At 60.9% G+C, this 17,132-nt stretch carries 12 protein-coding genes; 2 read left to right on the forward strand and 10 right to left on the reverse strand.

Annotated features, from left to right (window positions below):
• Window positions 1–157: 157 nt before the first annotated feature.
• From PMI22_RS04180 to glgA, 10 genes are all read right to left on the reverse strand, one after another.
• Complete coding sequence (locus tag PMI22_RS04180; RefSeq protein WP_007948501.1) at window positions 158–916, reverse strand: PIG-L deacetylase family protein; 759 nt, start codon at window positions 914–916, stop codon at window positions 158–160.
• 175 nt (window positions 917–1,091) lie between these two features.
• The gene (locus PMI22_RS04175; RefSeq protein ID WP_007948503.1) at window positions 1,092–1,691 is read right to left on the reverse strand and encodes an SAM-dependent methyltransferase; all 600 of its coding nucleotides are present in this window, start codon (window positions 1,689–1,691) and stop codon (window positions 1,092–1,094) included.
• Window positions 1,688–2,446: a PIG-L deacetylase family protein gene (locus PMI22_RS04170; RefSeq protein ID WP_007948506.1), complete on the reverse strand. Its 759-nt coding sequence runs from the start codon at window positions 2,444–2,446 to the stop codon at window positions 1,688–1,690. Before PMI22_RS04170 ends, PMI22_RS04175 begins: the two co-directional genes overlap by 4 nt.
• Window positions 2,443–3,432, reverse strand: coding sequence for an acyl-CoA dehydrogenase family protein (locus PMI22_RS04165; protein WP_007948508.1), 990 nt, complete (start codon window positions 3,430–3,432; stop codon window positions 2,443–2,445). Before PMI22_RS04165 ends, PMI22_RS04170 begins: the two co-directional genes overlap by 4 nt.
• 1 nt (window position 3,433) lies before the next feature.
• On the reverse strand, window positions 3,434–5,593 hold the full coding sequence (glgX, locus tag PMI22_RS04160) for a glycogen debranching protein GlgX (protein ID WP_007948510.1): 2,160 nt from the start codon (window positions 5,591–5,593) through the stop codon (window positions 3,434–3,436).
• Window positions 5,594–5,696: 103 nt separating this feature from the next.
• A complete protein-coding gene (locus PMI22_RS04155) occupies window positions 5,697–6,023 on the reverse strand; it encodes a DUF2934 domain-containing protein (RefSeq protein ID WP_007948511.1) in 327 nt (108 codons plus the stop codon).
• Window positions 6,024–6,044: 21 nt separating this feature from the next.
• Window positions 6,045–8,822, reverse strand: coding sequence for a malto-oligosyltrehalose synthase (locus PMI22_RS04150; protein ID WP_007948512.1), 2,778 nt, complete (start codon window positions 8,820–8,822; stop codon window positions 6,045–6,047).
• Window positions 8,819–10,897 carry a 4-alpha-glucanotransferase gene (gene malQ / locus PMI22_RS04145; protein ID WP_007948513.1) on the reverse strand — a complete coding sequence of 693 codons (2,079 nt, stop codon included), beginning with the start codon at window positions 10,895–10,897 and terminating at the stop codon, window positions 8,819–8,821. Before malQ ends, PMI22_RS04150 begins: the two co-directional genes overlap by 4 nt.
• Window positions 10,894–12,690 carry a malto-oligosyltrehalose trehalohydrolase gene (treZ, locus tag PMI22_RS04140; RefSeq protein WP_007948516.1) on the reverse strand — a complete coding sequence of 599 codons (1,797 nt, stop codon included), beginning with the start codon at window positions 12,688–12,690 and terminating at the stop codon, window positions 10,894–10,896. The genes malQ and treZ overlap by 4 nt, the downstream gene beginning before the upstream one ends.
• A 13-nt stretch (window positions 12,691–12,703) precedes the next feature.
• Window positions 12,704–14,290 (reverse strand): glycogen synthase GlgA, encoded by a 1,587-nt coding sequence (glgA, locus tag PMI22_RS04135; RefSeq protein WP_007948517.1) that lies wholly within the window; start codon window positions 14,288–14,290, stop codon window positions 12,704–12,706.
• A 978-nt stretch (window positions 14,291–15,268) separates the two neighbouring features.
• Between glgA and PMI22_RS0129775 the strand changes: the two genes are divergently transcribed.
• Both PMI22_RS0129775 and PMI22_RS04130 read left to right on the forward strand, forming a co-directional pair.
• A complete protein-coding gene (locus PMI22_RS0129775) occupies window positions 15,269–16,168 on the forward strand; it encodes a hypothetical protein (RefSeq protein WP_007948519.1) in 900 nt (299 codons plus the stop codon).
• Between the two features lie 336 nt (window positions 16,169–16,504).
• Window positions 16,505–16,864 carry a DUF6124 family protein gene (locus PMI22_RS04130; protein ID WP_007948520.1) on the forward strand — a complete coding sequence of 120 codons (360 nt, stop codon included), beginning with the start codon at window positions 16,505–16,507 and terminating at the stop codon, window positions 16,862–16,864.
• Window positions 16,865–17,132: the final 268 nt, after the last annotated feature.

Genomic DNA, 17,132 nt, shown 5'->3' on the forward strand with positions numbered 1-17,132 from the left:
GTAGCAGCTGCCGAGCCTGCGAGGCTGCGTCCGGCTGCGCAGCGGTCGTAAACCCTGTGCACTCGGTTTACCTGAAACACCGTGTCGCCTGATTTTACGACCGCTGCGCGGCCGGACGCGGCCTCGCAGGCTCGACAGCTGCTACAGAGCCATGCCCTCAGATGAAGACGATTTCATAGGGCTGTCGCATGCGGTCCAGAATCATCCGGGGCAGCAGGGGGGCGATGCCGAGGGCCGGTTCGCCGTCGAGCTGGCTGGCGTAAGCGTGGGTGGCGTGACTTTTGCGCGCGACGGTCCAGGTGTCGAGACGCACTTTGCGTGCACGGTGCCAGGGCATCAGCCCCTGGTCGCGAGCCGGCCAGTGCCAGGCCCAGATAGGCACTTCATGGAACGCCGCACCGACCTTGCTCGCAGCCAGGGCGCTGGCACGGCCGACGGTATCGTGATCGGGCGTGCCGTCTTCGCGCCAGGTGCTGAACACCACATCACCAGGGCGCAAGTAACGGGAGATGAATTGGGTCAGTTGTGTCTCATGTTCGGCCAGGGCGAAGTCAGTGAAGCCACCGCGAATCCATTTCAGGCTGTGCATCGGCAAGCCAAGCCGACGCAGGGCCTCGACGCTTTCCTGGCCGCGAAACACGCTCAGACGCTTCTCTGACCATTGTTGTGAGCCTGGCTGGCTGGCACTGCCATCGGTGACCGAGATCAATTGCAGCGGATGACCGAGGCTGGAGAGTAGTTGCAGCAGGCCGCCACAGCTGACCACTTCATCGCCGGGATGCGGTGAGATCACCACGGCGCGTGCGCCGGCGGGGATCAGGGACTGGGTGTTGATGACCGGGATGTTGTCCAGTTGCAGCGCGCTGTTCCAGATTTGGGCTGGCTGGCTGCTTTCGATGAGGGAGACGGTTTTCATCGGGCCTACGTCCTTGTTTTGTTTAATAGCAAAGTCCAACGCTCCGTACCTTGGATTGTCGCGAACAGAGTATTGCTCAAGTATCGCTATTCGTCGCGTGACGCTTTCATTTTTTTAACCAGTTGGTACCAAATCCCGTAAATAGACGCTGAAACCACCGCGTGCAGCATGCCAATCATCGCAGGCCCTCAAGTGCCGCGACAGAGCGAGGTTCTCGACTCCAGACCTCCAGCAGGAAATCCGCTTCCTGGTGAAGGGCCAGGCGCGCCAGCGTCAATTGCTCGTGGAGCAAGTCGTGCACCTGCCGAGCGTTCAACGGACAGCCTTCAATGGGTGGGCGCCAGTGGCAGGCCAGCAGTTGGCCGTCCGCGGTGAGTGATTGTTCGGCCCGTTGGACCAGGTGTTTCAGGTCATCGGCATCGAGGTAATAGCCGATTTCGCTGAGCACGATCAAATCGAACTTTTCCTGCGGCCAATCGGCAGGCATGCGAGCGTGGCGGATTTCGGCGTGGTCGAAGGGGCCGAGGCGGGTGCGCGCCAACGCAGCGGCTGCGGCGGCGGTGTCGCAACACAGCAGGCGGTCGCAGCGGCTGGCCAGTTCAAAGCTCAGTTCACCGTTGGCGCAGCCGGGCTCAAAGATTGCCCTGTAATGCGGGCGCGGCAGGGCGGCGAGGGTGATTGCGCGTTTTCGCTGTTCGTACCAGCGTTGACGAAACGCCCACGGATCATCGGTGCCGGCAAACATCCCATCGAAGTAGCGATCTTCAACGCTCATAGAAAAATCACCTCGAACGGCTGCAGCAATCGGTCCAGCACATAGGGCGCCAGCACGGGTGGCAAGCCGATCTGCGGATCCCCTTCCAATTGACTGGCGAAGGCGTGGATCGCGTGGCGTTTGCGTGCGATCAGCGGCGGGGTCAGGCAGATTTTACGTGCCCGGTGCCATGGCACCATAGTGTCTTCCGGTGTTGCCCAATGCCAGGTCCACACGGGCAGTTCATGCAGAGTCGCGCCGATGCGCTTCGCGGCAACGGCGCTGGCTCGCCCCACGGCTTCATGGTCGCAATGACCGTCTTCGCGCCACGTTGTAAACACCACATCGGTGGGGCGCAGGTGATGTTCGATGAACGCGCACAATTCGGTTTCGCGCGCGGCGACGTTGCTATCACTGAAACCACCGCGCAGCCATTTCAAACGGTGCAGCGGCAAACCGAGCCGGCGTAAGGCTTCCACCGATTCTTGTGGCCGCACGGCGCTCAAACGCTCCACGGGCCAGCGTTTTGAGCCGGGATGACTGGCGCTGCCATCTGTGACTGAAATCAGTTGCAACGCCCGGCCTGCCGCTGCAAGCAATTGCAGGAAACCACCGCAGCCCAGCACTTCGTCATCCGGGTGCGGGGCGATGATCACCGCGCGCGCGCCTTCGGGCACAAGACTGAGGATATCGATCTGCGGCAGTTGCGCCAGATGACGGGAGGTTTGCCACAGGCGCAGTGGTGTGCCCTGGCCCACGATCGGGTTGGTTTTCATAATGTCCATGTCCCGTTGATGACCTGTTTGCCGAGCGCGGCGAGATCCCGTTCGGCATGGCTTTGGCGCAGGAACACCGGCAGGTCGGCCATCAGTCGAGCGAACTGCCGATCCCTGCAATAAGGCCCGGCACCGAGGGCGTGGCCGACGTGCAGGATCACCTGTTCGGCGGCCTGTTCAACCACCGCCCGGGCCCGACGGGCGAGCAATTGGGCGTTGTCTTGCGGCGAACCATCGATGGACTCGGCGCTGGCACGCAACACCTGCGCCGCAGCGTGCAGCGCACGGTCGACCGCGCCGAGGTGGGCGAGGGCATGCGGTTCTTCATGCTGCGCGCAGTGACTGCGCAGGCGTTCGGCCAGGCTGCGAGCCGCGCCGTACCAGCAGGCGGCAATGCCGATTCCGCCTTGCCAGAAACCCGGTCGTTGCAAGTAATCGCCGGGAAGGCCAATGACTTGAGCTTCAGCGCTGTCGAACAGGACATCAACGCTGCCAGTGGCGCCCATGCCGACCGCTTGCCAGCCTTGATTCGTCACCCTGACACCGGGTTGATCCAGGACCACCGCAACCAATTGCTGACGATCCTGTTCATCCCACGTGGTGAGCAGCGCATGGCTCAACACCGCCGCGCCCGAACACCAGGCTTTGCGCCCGTCCAGCGTAACCCGAGCCCCTTGCTGAGTGACCCGCACCCGCGCATTCGCAGGTTCGGCAGCCCACATGCCCCAAGTGCTACCGAGCATGGGTGAGCCGCCGAGTTGCGCCATGATGGCCAGCGCATCGGTGTGCCCTTCGTACAGTTTGCACAGGCCCAAATCATGCCCGCCGACTTCGGCCAGGCGCTGGAAGCGCTCCAGTGTTCGGCCACTTCCCGGCAGTGGAAGCTGATCCAGCCCGGCCTCCGCCAGTGCTCGAAGGCAGCGCCCTAGCGCCAGGGTGTCGGGGTAATCCGCTGGCTGGCGAATGAGAAACGCCTGAAGGTCCATTTCACTCGTCTTCCTCATGCTGCAATTCGAACAGCAGCAATGATCGGCCGGTCACCGAATATTCGTGATCGAATTCGAAGCGTTCCTGGCCGCGAATCGACGGTTCATTGGTGTCGATCATGCAGGTCCAGTGTCCGCCATCGGGCACTTGCGGCAAGGTGAAGTTGACGATGTCGTGGTGCGCGTTGACCACCAGCAACAGCGTTGCGTCCGCGCCCTTGCGGCGGATCCCGGTTTCCTGGGCGCGGCCGTCGAGCAAGATGCCGAGGCAGCGACCGTGGCCCTCGCCCCATTGCTCCTGGGACATTTCAGTGCCGTCCGGCGCGAGCCAGGTCACGTCCTTGACGCCTATGTCCTCGTTGTAATTGCCCACCACGAAACGCCCGCGACGCAGGATCGGGTAAGTCAGACGCAGCTTGATCAGGCGTTTGACGAACTTGAGCAGGGCCTTGCCGTCTTCGCTCAAGTCCCAATTGACCCAACCGATCTCGCTGTCCTGGCAATAGGCGTTGTTGTTGCCTTCCTGAGTGCGGGCGAATTCGTCGCCGGCCACCAGCATCGGCGTGCCTTGGGACAGCAGCAGCGTGGCGAAGAAGTTGCGCATTTGTCGCTGGCGCAACTCGTTGATTTCGGGATCGTCGGTCGGGCCTTCGACGCCGTGGTTCCAGGACAGGTTGTTGTTGCTGCCGTCCTGATTGTTCTCGTCGTTGGCTTCGTTGTGCTTGTCGTTGTACGACACCAGGTCGTTGAGGGTGAAACCGTCGTGAGCCGTGATGAAATTCAACGACGCATAAGGGCGTCGGCCACGCTGGTTGAACATCTCGCCGGAGGCGGTCATGCGGCTGGCGAAATCGGCAAGTTGGCCGTCGTCACCTTTCCAGAACGCGCGCACGGTGTCGCGGAATTTGTCGTTCCACTCCACCCAGCCCGGCGGGAAGTTACCGACTTGATAACCGCCGGGACCGCAGTCCCACGGTTCGGCAATCATTTTCACCTGACGCAGCACCGGGTCCTGGCGGCAAGCCACGAGGAAGCTGTGACGTTCATCGAAGCCGTCGTGGTAACGACCGAGGATGGTCGCCAGGTCGAAGCGGAAACCGTCGACGTGCATTTCCGACGCCCAGTAGCGCAAGGAATCGGTGACCATTTGCAACACACATGGGTGGCTCAAATCCAGGGTATTGCCGGTCCCGGAATCGTTGATGTAGAAGCGTTTGTCCTCGGGCATCAAACGGTAGTACGAGACGTTGTCGATGCCGCGCATGGACAAGGTCGGTCCTTGTTCATTGCCCTCGGCCGTGTGGTTGTAGACCACGTCGAGGATCACTTCCAGATTGGCTTCGTGCAGGTGCGCGACCATTTCCTTGAACTCGGCGATCTTGCCGCTGGCCAGGTAGCGCGGGTCCGGGGCAAAGAACGCGATGCTGTTGTAGCCCCAATAATTGGTCATGCCCTTGTGCAACAAGTGCTGGTCATTGACGAACGCGTGGATCGGCAGCAATTCAACCGACGACACCCCGAGTTTGCGGATGTGTTCCAGCACGTCGTCCACCATTAACCCGGCGAACGTGCCGCGAACATTCTCGGGCACAGAAGGGTGACGCATGCTGATGCCGCGCACGTGGGTCTCGTAGATGATCGTTTTGTCCCACGGCACGCTGACGCGATGGTCGTGGCCCCAGGTGTGCGCCGGGTCGATGACTTTGCATTTGGGCACGAAGGGCGCGCTGTCGCGTTCATCGAAACTGAGGTCGGCATCGGGGTGACCGATGGTGTAGCCGAACAGTGCTTCCGACCATTTCAACTCGCCGACCAATTGCTTGGCGTAGGGGTCGATCAGCAGTTTGTTGTGATTGAAGCGATGACCGTTGGCCGGGTCGTACGGGCCATAGACGCGATAGCCGTAGATCAGGCCTGGATGGGCGTCGGGCAAATAGCCGTGGTAGATCTCGTCGGTGTACTCCGGCAGTTCGATACGCTCCAGTTCCACCTCGCCGGCGTCATCGAAGATGCACAGTTCCACCTTGGTGGCGTTGGCGGAAAACAAGGCGAAGTTGACCCCAAGGCCATCCCAGGTTGCGCCCAGCGGGAAGGGCAAGCCTTCACGAATTCGCGAGGCCTCGGCGTGAGGTTCTGGCGCGGCTTTTTTTGGCGTGGTCATACGTGCTCCTGCATGTGGGGATCAAGGTTTTTTCGAGGACGAACGCGGCCCCAGTGGCGAGCGGGCTCGCCACGTCATTGATCGATATCTATCGTTTAGAACGTCAGGTGATCGGTGGCTTTTTCGCCGCGCGAGGCTTTTTCTCGACGGCTTTTTCCCCCGGTGGGATCACTTTCGACGCCGCAGCAGGCTTGGCCTTGGCTTTGACCTTGGGTTTGGTTTCGCTGGCATTCCCGTCCAGTGCACCATTGGCCTTGCCGGCCGCAGATTTCGCGGCGGTCGCTTTCGTTGATTTTTTCGGTGCCAGGGCTTCTGCTTCGGCCAACTTGCGAGCCATTTCCCAGTGCCGGGCTTCCTGGCCCTCCGGCTTCCCTTCAGATTCCCAGATCTGATAGGCAAATTCGCGAACGCGTTTATCGTCGGTACTCATCGCAATGCTCCTGAACTGAACTCAAGCTTGGGTAAAGAGTTGGATAAAGAGATTGACCGGGACAACCTCCAGCGCGGCGCCGATGTTCAGCTCCCTGTGTTTTGTGACTGCAACGCTGGAAAAAAGTCCCTTCAAATTTTCGTCAGAGGCGGCGAACGGCAATTTGACCCGCGTATCGCCCCACTGCAGCGCATCCATCCTTGGTTCAGCACTGTTTTTCAGCAGATCGGCGCAGCGTATCGGCACGATCACGATGGCGCGCTTGCCTTCAAGCGAGCGAGCAAAAGCCAGCACTCGATGTGCCTGGCTGCCGAGCACTTCAAGGGCTTGATACGACCCTCGCGAAAACAGGTCGGCATGCTCGGCCCGCAGGTTCAGTACCTCGGCGATCAGCGTCTGCTTGATGCGCCCGTCACGCCAGTTCGCCAACAGCTCGGGCACGTCTGGTGTGGCTTGAAGGGCCCGTTGACGACTGGCGTAATCCACCGGCCGGCGGTTGTCCGGATCCACCAGGCTGAAGTCCCAGAAGTCGTTGCCCTGATAGAGGTCCGGCACCCCGGGCACGGTCATGCGCAGCAAGGTTTGCGCCAATCCATTGAGGGCGCCGGGTGCGGCGATGGCCTGAACCGCTTGGTCGAGGGCTGCGCGTAACGGCTCACCTTCGGGGGCCAGAAACAGACGTTCGATAAACACCTGCATGGCGTGTTCATAGGGTTCGTTCGGTGCGCTCCAACTGCTTTGCAGCTTGGCTTCGCGCAGGGCTTTTTGTTGCCACCGCCAGAGGCGTTTGGCGTAGTCCTCAAGCGCAGGCTGATCGTCGCCATGCAGGGTCAGCGACCAACTGCCGAGAATCGCCTGGTACAGGATTAACTCATCACCCGCCGTCGGCATGTGGTCGTCGTCCCTCAGCGGTTCGGCGAGGGTTCTCCAGAGCGGGACTTGCTCGGCGTACCAGGCGCTGCGTTCACTCAATACGGCCAAACGGGCACGGGTGTCTTCGCCGCGTTTGTGGTCGTGGGTGGCGGTGGCCAGCAGGTTGTCCGGGAATTCGGCCAGGCGTTTGGCACAGAAGGCATGGAAGTCCGACAGCGGGGCGCTGAACTGTTCGGTGCTGAAGCCGACGTCATTGCGCGACAGCAACACCGCCGAGCGATAGAACGCGGTGTCTTCAACCGCTTTGGCGGCGGCCGGTGAGGTCAGTTGCTGAAAGCGCACGCAGGCATGCTTGAGCATCTTGCGCTGGCGACCCACCGGACGTTTGCGCCAGGGCTCGCCGCCGAGCCAGCCGGCCAGACAGTCGAGCACCGGCCAATCGGCTTCGCTCAGTGTTTGCCGCGCACCGTCCAGCGCCTGCTGGAAAAACACATCGTCTTCAGTCGAACGGCCACGAGGGCTGATGTACGTGCGGTAAACGGGGAAGTGCACGATCAATTCCTGTAACGCCCGGCGGATTGCACCGAGCGTCAGGTCGCGGCTCATCAGGTTGTCCCGGGCCACTTGCAGCAAGGCCTGGGCCACGCTTTCGAAATCGCCGGCCAAGGAGCCGTTGAGGATTTGCTGACGTGCCAATTGCGCTTCCTGGCGGAAATCGGCAGGACGTTCGCTGCAGTGCTGCCAACGTTCGCCCAAGGTCTGGGCGCCTTGCGGGTCGTGTTGCAGCAGCGACACCTGGTTCATGAATTCGTATCCGGTGGTGCCATCCACCGACCAGTCGCGGTGCAGGGTTTCGCCTTCGCCGAGGATCTTCTCGACGTAGATCGGCAGGTGTCGGTCCGGTGACAGGCTATCGACCCGGCGTCGCAATTTGCGGCAGTAGCCACGGGGATCGGCGAGGCCGTCGATATGATCGATGCGCAAACCGTCCACCAGCCCTTGCTCGACCAGTTCGAAGATTTTCGCGTGGGTGGCCTCGAACACGGCCGGTCGTTCGACGCGCAAACCGCCCAGTTCGTTGACATCGAAAAAGCGCCGCCAGTTGATGTCATCCGCTGCCGTGCGCCAACTCGCCAGCCGGTAACTCTGGCGTTCAAGCAGATTATGCAAGCGTTGGAAACCGTCGAGGGTGAGCGAGTCATAAGTGCCCAGATGCTGCTCGATGGACTGGTGTATCACGGGATCGCTGGCCAGTTCGTGCAGTTCGGCTTTCAGCGGCAGCGCCAGACTGTGGGCGTCAGTCTGGTAGCTCAGGGTCGTGAAGCGTTCCGCCAGCGATTTCAGCGGTTCACCACCGGTGGGCAGCAGTTCGCCATAATTCATCGGGCAGATCGGGAAGCGGTGATCGTAATGCTGCACGTAAAAGCTGCCGCCCTGCGCATCGAAGCGCAAGGGCAGGGTACCGTCCTGCAAGGCGATGCCGTAGTCGCTGCCCAGGAATGGCAGCAATAACTGACCTTCCATCAAGGGGTCCGGCGAGTGCCACTGAATGTCAAAAAACTCGCCGAACGGGCTCAATCGCCCCCATTCCAGCAAGTCCAGCCACCAGGGATTATCAGCACCACCGACGGCCATGTGGTTGGACACGATGTCGAGGATCAACCCCATCCGCTGCTCGCGCAGGGCGCTGACCAAACGTCGCAGCGCGGCTTCGCCACCCAGTTCGGGGTTGACCGTGGTCGGGTCCACCACGTCGTAGCCATGCATGGACCCGGCGCGGGCGGCCAGCAGCGGCGAGGCATAAACGTGGCTGATGCCCAGACGGGCAAAATACGGCACCAATGGCACTGCTTGATCCAGCGTGAAGCCTTTATGAAATTGCAGCCGCAGGGTCGCCCGCAGCGGTTGAATAAACGGCGCCGTCATTGGTCACGCTCGCCCGCCTGAAGCCGCGCGCAGGCGAGCAGTTCCAGGCGTCGGGCCGCGTCCGGGTCATCGAGCAGGGCTTCGCTGTCACCGGGCAGGCGTCGTGACCAGTTGGGGTGGGTGTCGATGGTGCCGGGCAGGTTGGCCTGCTGTTCGATGCCCAAGGCATCTTCCAGTGGCAGCAAGACCAGGGGCGCGCGGGTATGCCCGAGGAACCGGATGCTGGCGTCGAGCACTTGATCGGTTTCGTGGGACTCCTCGCGAAAGTTCTGCGGGTCTTCGCTCAACACCCGGCGCAGGCCTTCACGTTCGCGCTCGCGGTGTTGGCGCCACTCGATTTCGCCGCTGGCGTCTATCAGGCTGAGCCGGGCGTTCCAGTCGATGTCGCGCCCATGCCACCAGCCATTGAGCGTCGGCAAGTCATGGGTGCTGGTGGTTGCCAGCGCGTTGTCTGGCCAGTCTAGGATGGGCTTGAAGTGGGCGTTGTCCTGTTCAAACAGCAGCACACGCATGCCGAGGATCGAACGAGCGATGAGCTTTTCGCGCAGGCCATCAGGCACGGTACCGAGGTCTTCGCCGAGCACTATCGCTTGATGCCGATGGGATTCGAGCGACAGCAAACGCAGCAAGTCGTCGACCGGGTAGTAAAGGTAGGCGCCATCCCGGGGAGACGCGCCATTGGGAATCACCCACAGCCGTTGCAGGCCCATGATGTGGTCGATCCGCAGGCCGCCGGCGTGGGCGAAATTGGCGCGGAGCATTTCGATAAACGCGCGAAACCCGTTGCGCACCAGACCTTCAGGCGAAAACGCGGAAATGCCCCAGCCCTGGCCGGTGCGGTTGAGAATGTCCGGCGGCGCACCCACCGTCAGCGAGGCGAGTAGTTCGTCCTGACGGCTCCAGGCCTGACTGCCGCCACCGTCGGCACCGACGGCGAGGTCGGCGATCAGCCCGATGCTCATGCCGGCGCTGCGGGCGGCGGTTTGCGCACGCTCCAGGCAGCGGGTGATCAACCATTGGCAGAAGGCGAAAAAGCCGATGCGTGTAGCGTTCTCTTCTGCGAATTCGGCCAGGGCGACGCTGCGCGGGTCGCGCCATTGTTCGGGCCATTCGCGCCAGTCGAGGCTTTCACCCCGGGCGGCGCGGGCTTCCTGCAGGGCTTCGAAGCGGCAGTGGTTTTCCAGCGCTTCGCCCGAGGCATGGCGGAAGCTGCTGAAGTCTTCGTGCAAGGGGTGTTCGCCCTGGACAAAGCCTTCGTACAACGACAGCAAAATGCGATGTTTGGCGTGCGCGGCCACGGGCCAGTCGATCAGCGGGCGTTCTTCGAGTTGTTGCAGTTCGGCGGCCAGCCCCGTGGCGTCAATCGCCGTGCGCATCGCCCGCTCACCGAGGATGGCGCCGGGCGCGGCGTACAGGCTGTTGAGAAACAAACGGCTGGAGGGCGAGTAAGGACTGTAGCGCTGCGTATCGCTGCCAAACATCGCGTGCAACGGACTGATCGCCAGCGCTTCGGCGCCGCGTTCGCCTGCCACCCGCGCGAGGTCTTCCAGTGCCTGGGTATCGCCGAAACCACCATCACCGGTACGTCGCAGAGCGTACAGCTGCACGCTCAGGCCCCAAGTACGCGGAATCGGATTGTCCACGGCGTCGCCCACGCTGTAGCAGCGCTCGGGCGCCACCGCGAGGGTGAAGGATTGGCCATTGATGCTGACGTGCTGGTAGCCGACCGGAATCAGCCCGGGCAGCACCGCCTGGGCATCGAGCTTCAGGTAGATCCGCGAGCCGTCTTCGAGATGAATGTCGCAAGGGGTTTCGGGCTCGAAGTAACGTGCCAGATCGAGACCGGCACCGAAGTCGACCGTCATCAGCGGCGGCAGGCGGTGAGTCTGCTGGACGGCTTGCAGCTCCAGCAGGCTCGCGTCGATTTCCTGGGCACTGCCGGCCGGGTGGCCGAGGCCCGTGAGCACGGCGCGTAACACCGAGGGGCCGACTTTCTGTGCGCGACCATTGGCGTCGATCCAGTCGACGGCCAAGCCTGCGCGGCTGGCCAGTATTTCAAGTTGCGCATCGCTCATGGGCGCTCTCCATGCGGGGGTAGCAAAGGGGCTGCAGCGGTGAGGCTGACTAGCGCGCAATACGGGGCAAGTTTGCCCTGACGCAACAGGCCGGCTGAGTGGGGCGGGTGTTCGAACAGCACGCGGGTGTCGGCCTCAGGGGTGTGGACCACGGGCACGTCGCTGAGGTTCAGGTCAATGCGCAGTTCGCTGCCATCGCCCAACCGCCAGCGTGCGCTCAGCGCGCCGTGCCCGAGCACATCCGCGCCCAGTGCCTGGGTGCCGGGCAGACGCGGGATGAGGTGCTCGTGGCGCAGCTGTAACAGGCGGCGATACAGATCATGAATGGCCGGCAGTGCGCTGGCGCTGCGCTTCGGTTGCGACGCTTCAAAGGTCTGAGGTGCATTCGGGTCGGGAATCCGTTCACGCTTGTGCGGATCGGCGAAGGCACTGAACGCCGCGAACTCGTTGCGTCGACCTTCGCGCACCAATTCTGCGAGTTCACCGTGGTGGCTGGTGAAAAACAGAAACGGAGCCTGCGCGGCGAATTCGTCCCCCATGAACATCAGCGGGATCATCGGCGACATCAGCAGTAATGCGGTGGCCGCATAGAGCGCATCAGGGTGGGTCAGTTGATGCAGGCGTTCGCCCAGTGCGCGGTTGCCGATCTGGTCATGGTTTTGCAGAAACAGCACGAACGCTGTCGGCGGCAAATGACCACTGGGCTCACCTCGCGGTGTGCCGTGGCGAGTGATATGGCCCTGAAACACAAAACCCTGGCTCAGGCAGCGAGCGAGTTGTTCGGTGGGCTGTTCGGCGTAATCGGCGTAGTAGGCGTCGGTTTCGCCAGTCAGCAACACATGCAGGGCGTTGTGACCATCATCGTTCCACTGCGCATCGAAGCCTTGTTGCAGCAACTTGGCTTCATTGTGTTCGTTTTCCACCATCAGCCACACATGGCGTGCGGGTTCGGTTTGCTGGCGGATCCGTTGGGCCAATTCTTCAAGGAAGTCCGGGCTTTCAATGGCGTGCACCGCGTCCAGGCGCAAACCGTCAAAGCGATATTCCAGCAGCCACATCAACGCATTGTCGATGAAGAAATCCCGCACCTCGCGTTGCCGGAAGTCGATGGCCGCGCCCCACGGCGTGTGTCTGTCTTCGCGGAAAAAGCCCTTGGCGTAGTGGTGCAGGTAATTGCCATCCGGGCCGAAGTGGTTGTAAACCACGTCGAGAATCACCGCCAGGCCCAGGCCATGGGCGGTGTCGATCAGGTGTTTGAGTTGTTCGGGCGAACCATAGGAAGCCTGGGGTGCATACGGCAAGACGCCGTCGTAACCCCAATTGCGCTCACCGGGGAATTGCGCCAGCGGCATCAGCTCAATCGCGGTGATGCCGAGTTCGACAAGGCGCGACAGGTGTTGCTCGACAGCACTGAAACCGCCGAGCACACCGACGTGCAGCTCGTAGATGATCGCCTCGTTCCATGGCCGACCGTGCCAGGTGTTGTGTTGCCATCGAAAGGCTAGCGGATCGACCACCACACTGTGACTGCCGATATCGCCGGCTTGCGCGCGGGAGGCCGGGTCAGGCACCTCCAGCTTGCCATCGATGTTGTAGCGGTAACGGGTGCCCGCCGGGCAGCGGGTCTTGATCACGAACCAGCCATCTGCCTGAGGCAGCAACGGCAAGGATTGTCCATTTTCCAGTTCGACACTGACGTAAAACGCATCAGGCGCCCACAAGGCAAAACGCGTGTGCTCTGCGTCCAGCATGATTGCGCCGTGGGGCCAGGTCTCAAGGGTCCGTAACGGCATCGTTGAAAACCTCTTACTGTCGGCCCGATTTACCCAGGGCCTTGGCCACAAGCTGTTCATAGAGTTCGGCGTAGGGTTCCACCGCCTTGCACCAGTTGAACGGTGCGGCCATGGCCCGACACCGCATGGCATGGAGCAGGTCGGGGAAGGCGAACACCTTGAACGCCCGGCTCAGTGCTTCCTGGTAGCTCTCGACGGTGGATTCATCGAAGAGGAAACCGGTCACGCCGTTTTCAATGGTGTCGGCCAGGCCACCGGTATTGCGTGCCACTGGGAGCGAACCGAAGCGCTGGGCGTACATCTGGCTCAGGCCGCAGGGTTCATAACGAGACGGCATCAGCAGGAAATCGCTACCGGCGAACATGCGTCGGGCGTCGGTTTCGTTGAAGCCGATGCGCACGCCGATCTGCCCTGGAAAACGCAGGGCCAGTTCACGCATGGCTTGTTCTTCTTCTGGCTCGCCACGGCCAATGATTGCAATCTGACCGCCGGATTTGACGATGTATTCGGAGACCGCTTCGGTCAGGTCCAGGCCCTTTTGATAGACCAGACGTGAAACCACGGCAAACAGCGGACCTTCTGAATCAGCTAGGCCGAACAGCTCGCGTACATGCGCGGCGTTGACGGCTTTACCGTCCCAGTCACCGATGCTGAAGGGGCAGAACAGGTGCGAATCCGTGGCCGCGTCCCAGCTTTCATCGATGCCGTTGGGAATGCCGCTGAGCAGACCTTGCTGGGTCTTGGCGGCGAGAAAGCCGTCGAGGCCACAGCCGAAGGCTGGCGTGGTGATTTCCTGGGCGTAGGTGGCGCTGACGGTGGTGATGTGGCTCGAATAGGCCATGCCGGCCTTGAGAAACGACATCTTGCCGTAGAACTCCATGCCTTCCTGTTGCAGCGCGTGCGTAGGAATCCCCAGCTCGGGGCACGAGCCGAGGCTGGTCACGCCCTGGTAGGCCAGGTTATGGATGGTGAACAGGGTCGGGGTGCGCTGTCCACGCCAGTGCATGTAGGCAGGCGCCAGGCCCGCGGGCCAGTCATGGGCGTGCACCAGATCCGGGCACCAGTGAATTTGTGCGAGATTAGCGGCGATATCCGCGGCGGCGAGACCCAGGCGGGCGAAACGAATGTGGTTGTCTGGCCAGTCGCGGCCATTGTTGGCGCCGTAAGGCGAACCTTCGCGCTCGTAGAGTTCAGGGCAGATCAACACATAAATAACCAGACCGTCCGGCATGTCCATGCGCCCGATCTTGCAGGGCGGCAGTGCGGCGTGCCCACCCAGTTCACCAATGATGTGGATCGGGTTTTCGCTGTGCAGCACTTGCGGGTAACCGGGGATGAGGACCCGCACATCGTGCAGGTGTGACATGGCCCGTGGCAGCGCGGCGGAAACGTCGCCCAGACCGCCGGTCTTGACCAGATCGGCAATCTCGGAGGTGACAAACAACACTTTCTTTCGATTCGGATTCTGACTGGCAGCCGGTGTCAGCGTCTTGGTGCCAGGGACGCTGATCGACTGTGTGCTCGGTGCATTGACGACGCTCGATTCGCCGACCTGCTGATGAGCACGCTCCCCCTGAATATCTAAAGCCGCACTTATCATGTGAATCTCCCGTGGTGTTGATCTAATGCTTAGGTCCGGCACAAACGGTGTGGCCAAATCCTGTGGCCGGGCGCAAACGCGCACGCATCGGTAGCAAACACTGCCCAATGCGGTAAAGCGGATGGGTGGAAGGGCCGTTGCAAGGAATGCACCAGTCGCGTTGGCCCTACCTTTACCCTGACCCATGGCCAGGACCGAAAGTTTCGAGTTTTTTACAGCCAGATGACCAACCGGTTTTACCTCGCAAAATGAGTCTAGGCCAGATCCTAGAGCGGGGCGGGTCAAGTGGTGAAATTGTTCGACAATCGGTTTTCAGGGTAAAAGAACCACGTGACGAAGGGGTGACCGCACCGACGAAGGGCAGGTTTATTTTTGTAGTTAGGTCAAAACGGGACTGGTAAGTCACAAAAATGGGCGGGTCAGGAGGCGGGGTTGCACTGTTGCGGTGCGTTCACTTTGATTTTTTTATGTTGGTTCTTATTGCCCCTTCGCTGGCAAGCCAGCTCCGGGTTCGTGTACACCCTGTGGGAGCGAGCCTGCTCGCGATGAAATTGACTCGGTCTTAAGTGAAAACCCGGATCGGCTTCCCGGCCGACCACGCCTGAATATCTTCGATCTTCCACGAAAAGCACAACGGGTTAGTTCTACCGGCGCACCCGCCCGACTGGGGGGTCGCCAGCACGTTTTCCAGATCTTCCCCCATTCAAGGGCTTGACCGCTTGTCGCTACTGTCAGATTTGACAGTAGCGAGCCCACTGCCAATCCGTGTGTGATCGCTCCAACCGTTGCGCCGAAAACCAGGCCAGCCATGTCCGATGCAGGAGCGTTTGCATGACCGCCGAATCCAACCATCCGCCTGTTGATACTTCGTCCGATAACACCGTGCTGCAGTTGTTTCCGCCCAAGTTGCTCGGCAGCACAATACCCGTGGTAGGCGCGCACTGCGGTGCCCCCATCCATTAGATGGACCTGCCGCCAATGGGCGCATTGGTATTGGTGACTGCGTACCTGGGTCAGGCGCCGAACGATACCATCCGGATATACGTGAATGGAGTAGTACTGAACGATGCCTGGGCGTCTACTGAAACCGAGTCTTCCGACACAGTGATATATCTTCCGAAACGTCATGGACTGGATCCGAAAATCGTTAACCTGATGACGTACACCGTGATTCGTAACAGTGAAAACAAAGGCACCTCCAAACCACCGCTGGAAATCCTGTACAACGACATCCGGCCGGGCAATCAGGACATGACTCCGGGGCCACCGCATGAACATTCCCGTCTGGAATTGCTCCTGCCCGATGCGATCAAAAACGGCGTCGGCCCAGACTTTCCCGTGGCCGGTGTTCAGGTATGCGTGCGTTATCCGTATTGCCGGGCTTACGACCTCATTCGACTGAACTGCAACGGTTATGACGTCTTCCATACCGTGACCCCAAGTCAAGCTCCGGCGCAAGGTTCGGACACCCCGGTGACGGTGTGCTTCACGGTCACACGAGCGGACCTGGAGGCTGCCAAAGACCATCCTCGGTTTGTATTTTCGTTCACCGTTACCGATCAGGTCGGAAACGGCCCTGATACCGACGCGCCCTGGTCAGCCCGGCACATCGTTGACGTTGACCTGGCTGGAAAACGCTTGCCAGCGCCGATTCTTCTGGAAAATCTCGATGACTATCCCGGTGACGATTCAAGCCTCATCGAACTGGAGAAACTGGGCAGCAAGCCGCTGTCGGTGTTCGTCAAGACCGAGGACAGCCGCATCCATATCGGCGACCGAGTCGAGATGGTTTACACCGGGAAAAAGGGGACGCATTTATTTACCGGCCCGGTTTTTCGTCAATGGCAGCTGAATGAGCAATTAAACAGAGATGTTTAAAATACATCTGCAAACACTCTCTCAGGCTACACATCCTTGCGTCGTTGCCTACGACTGCGCCAGAATCCGCCGGCTTGTGCGCTTAGACCCTGATCTTTATCGTTCCCGCATCGCTGCCAATCAGCGATCGGGTTTAGCGACCCGACCAGGTATAAGCGCAACACTTCAGTCTTGTTGCAGGCGAACGTCTGCAGTGTCGATATGGCGGCTGTGCGCGGGAGACCCTCGGGTCTGCCGGGTCTTATACCTCTCGGTTCGCTAACCTGCGTACAGCCGCCACCCTTACTTGTTTAGCGACAGGTTCTAGTGGCTCCATCAGGTATAAGGAGCTTCACCATGTTCAAAATCACACCCAACCCACCAGAAACCGACGACGTTTCCCCCTACGAAACCGCCGAGTCCAAAAAACTCAACACCGCCGCCGACCGCGCGCTCGATTACTACCTCAAGCCGGTTATTCCCAAAGACACTCCACGCAAACCCAGCACCATCTACTTCGTCGGACCCGACACCGATAACGAAACCCTGCTGGTCAACGCCTGTGAGACGTTGGCGTCTGCCAGTGTGATGTTGAGCGATTTCGCGGGTCAGTTGAACGGCACCCAGCGCCACACCCTGCTGGGGATTCAACACTCAGTGATGCTGGGTGAGCTGGCGGTGAACCGGATGCTGGATAACGTCGATCCGCAGTCCTGACGAAGTACCTGTGGCGAGGGAGCTTGTCGGAACGCCGCACCACAGTTGTGGTTGTAGCTGCGGGTGCAGTTGCCGTTGCAGTTGGCCGCAGGGTTTGTGGAGTTTGGTCGGGCCTCTTCGTCGGAACGCCGCCCGGGGCAAGCCCGCTCCCACAGTGGATCGGCGGTGTTCACACTATCCCTGTGGGAGCGGGCTTGCCCTAATGCCAGTCAGTTAAGCAATTTCTGCGGTAACGCAATTGTTGTAGCAGCTGGCGAAGCCTGCGTTC

Source organism: Pseudomonas sp. GM21, from assembly GCF_000282215.1.
Taxonomy (GTDB): domain Bacteria; phylum Pseudomonadota; class Gammaproteobacteria; order Pseudomonadales; family Pseudomonadaceae; genus Aquipseudomonas.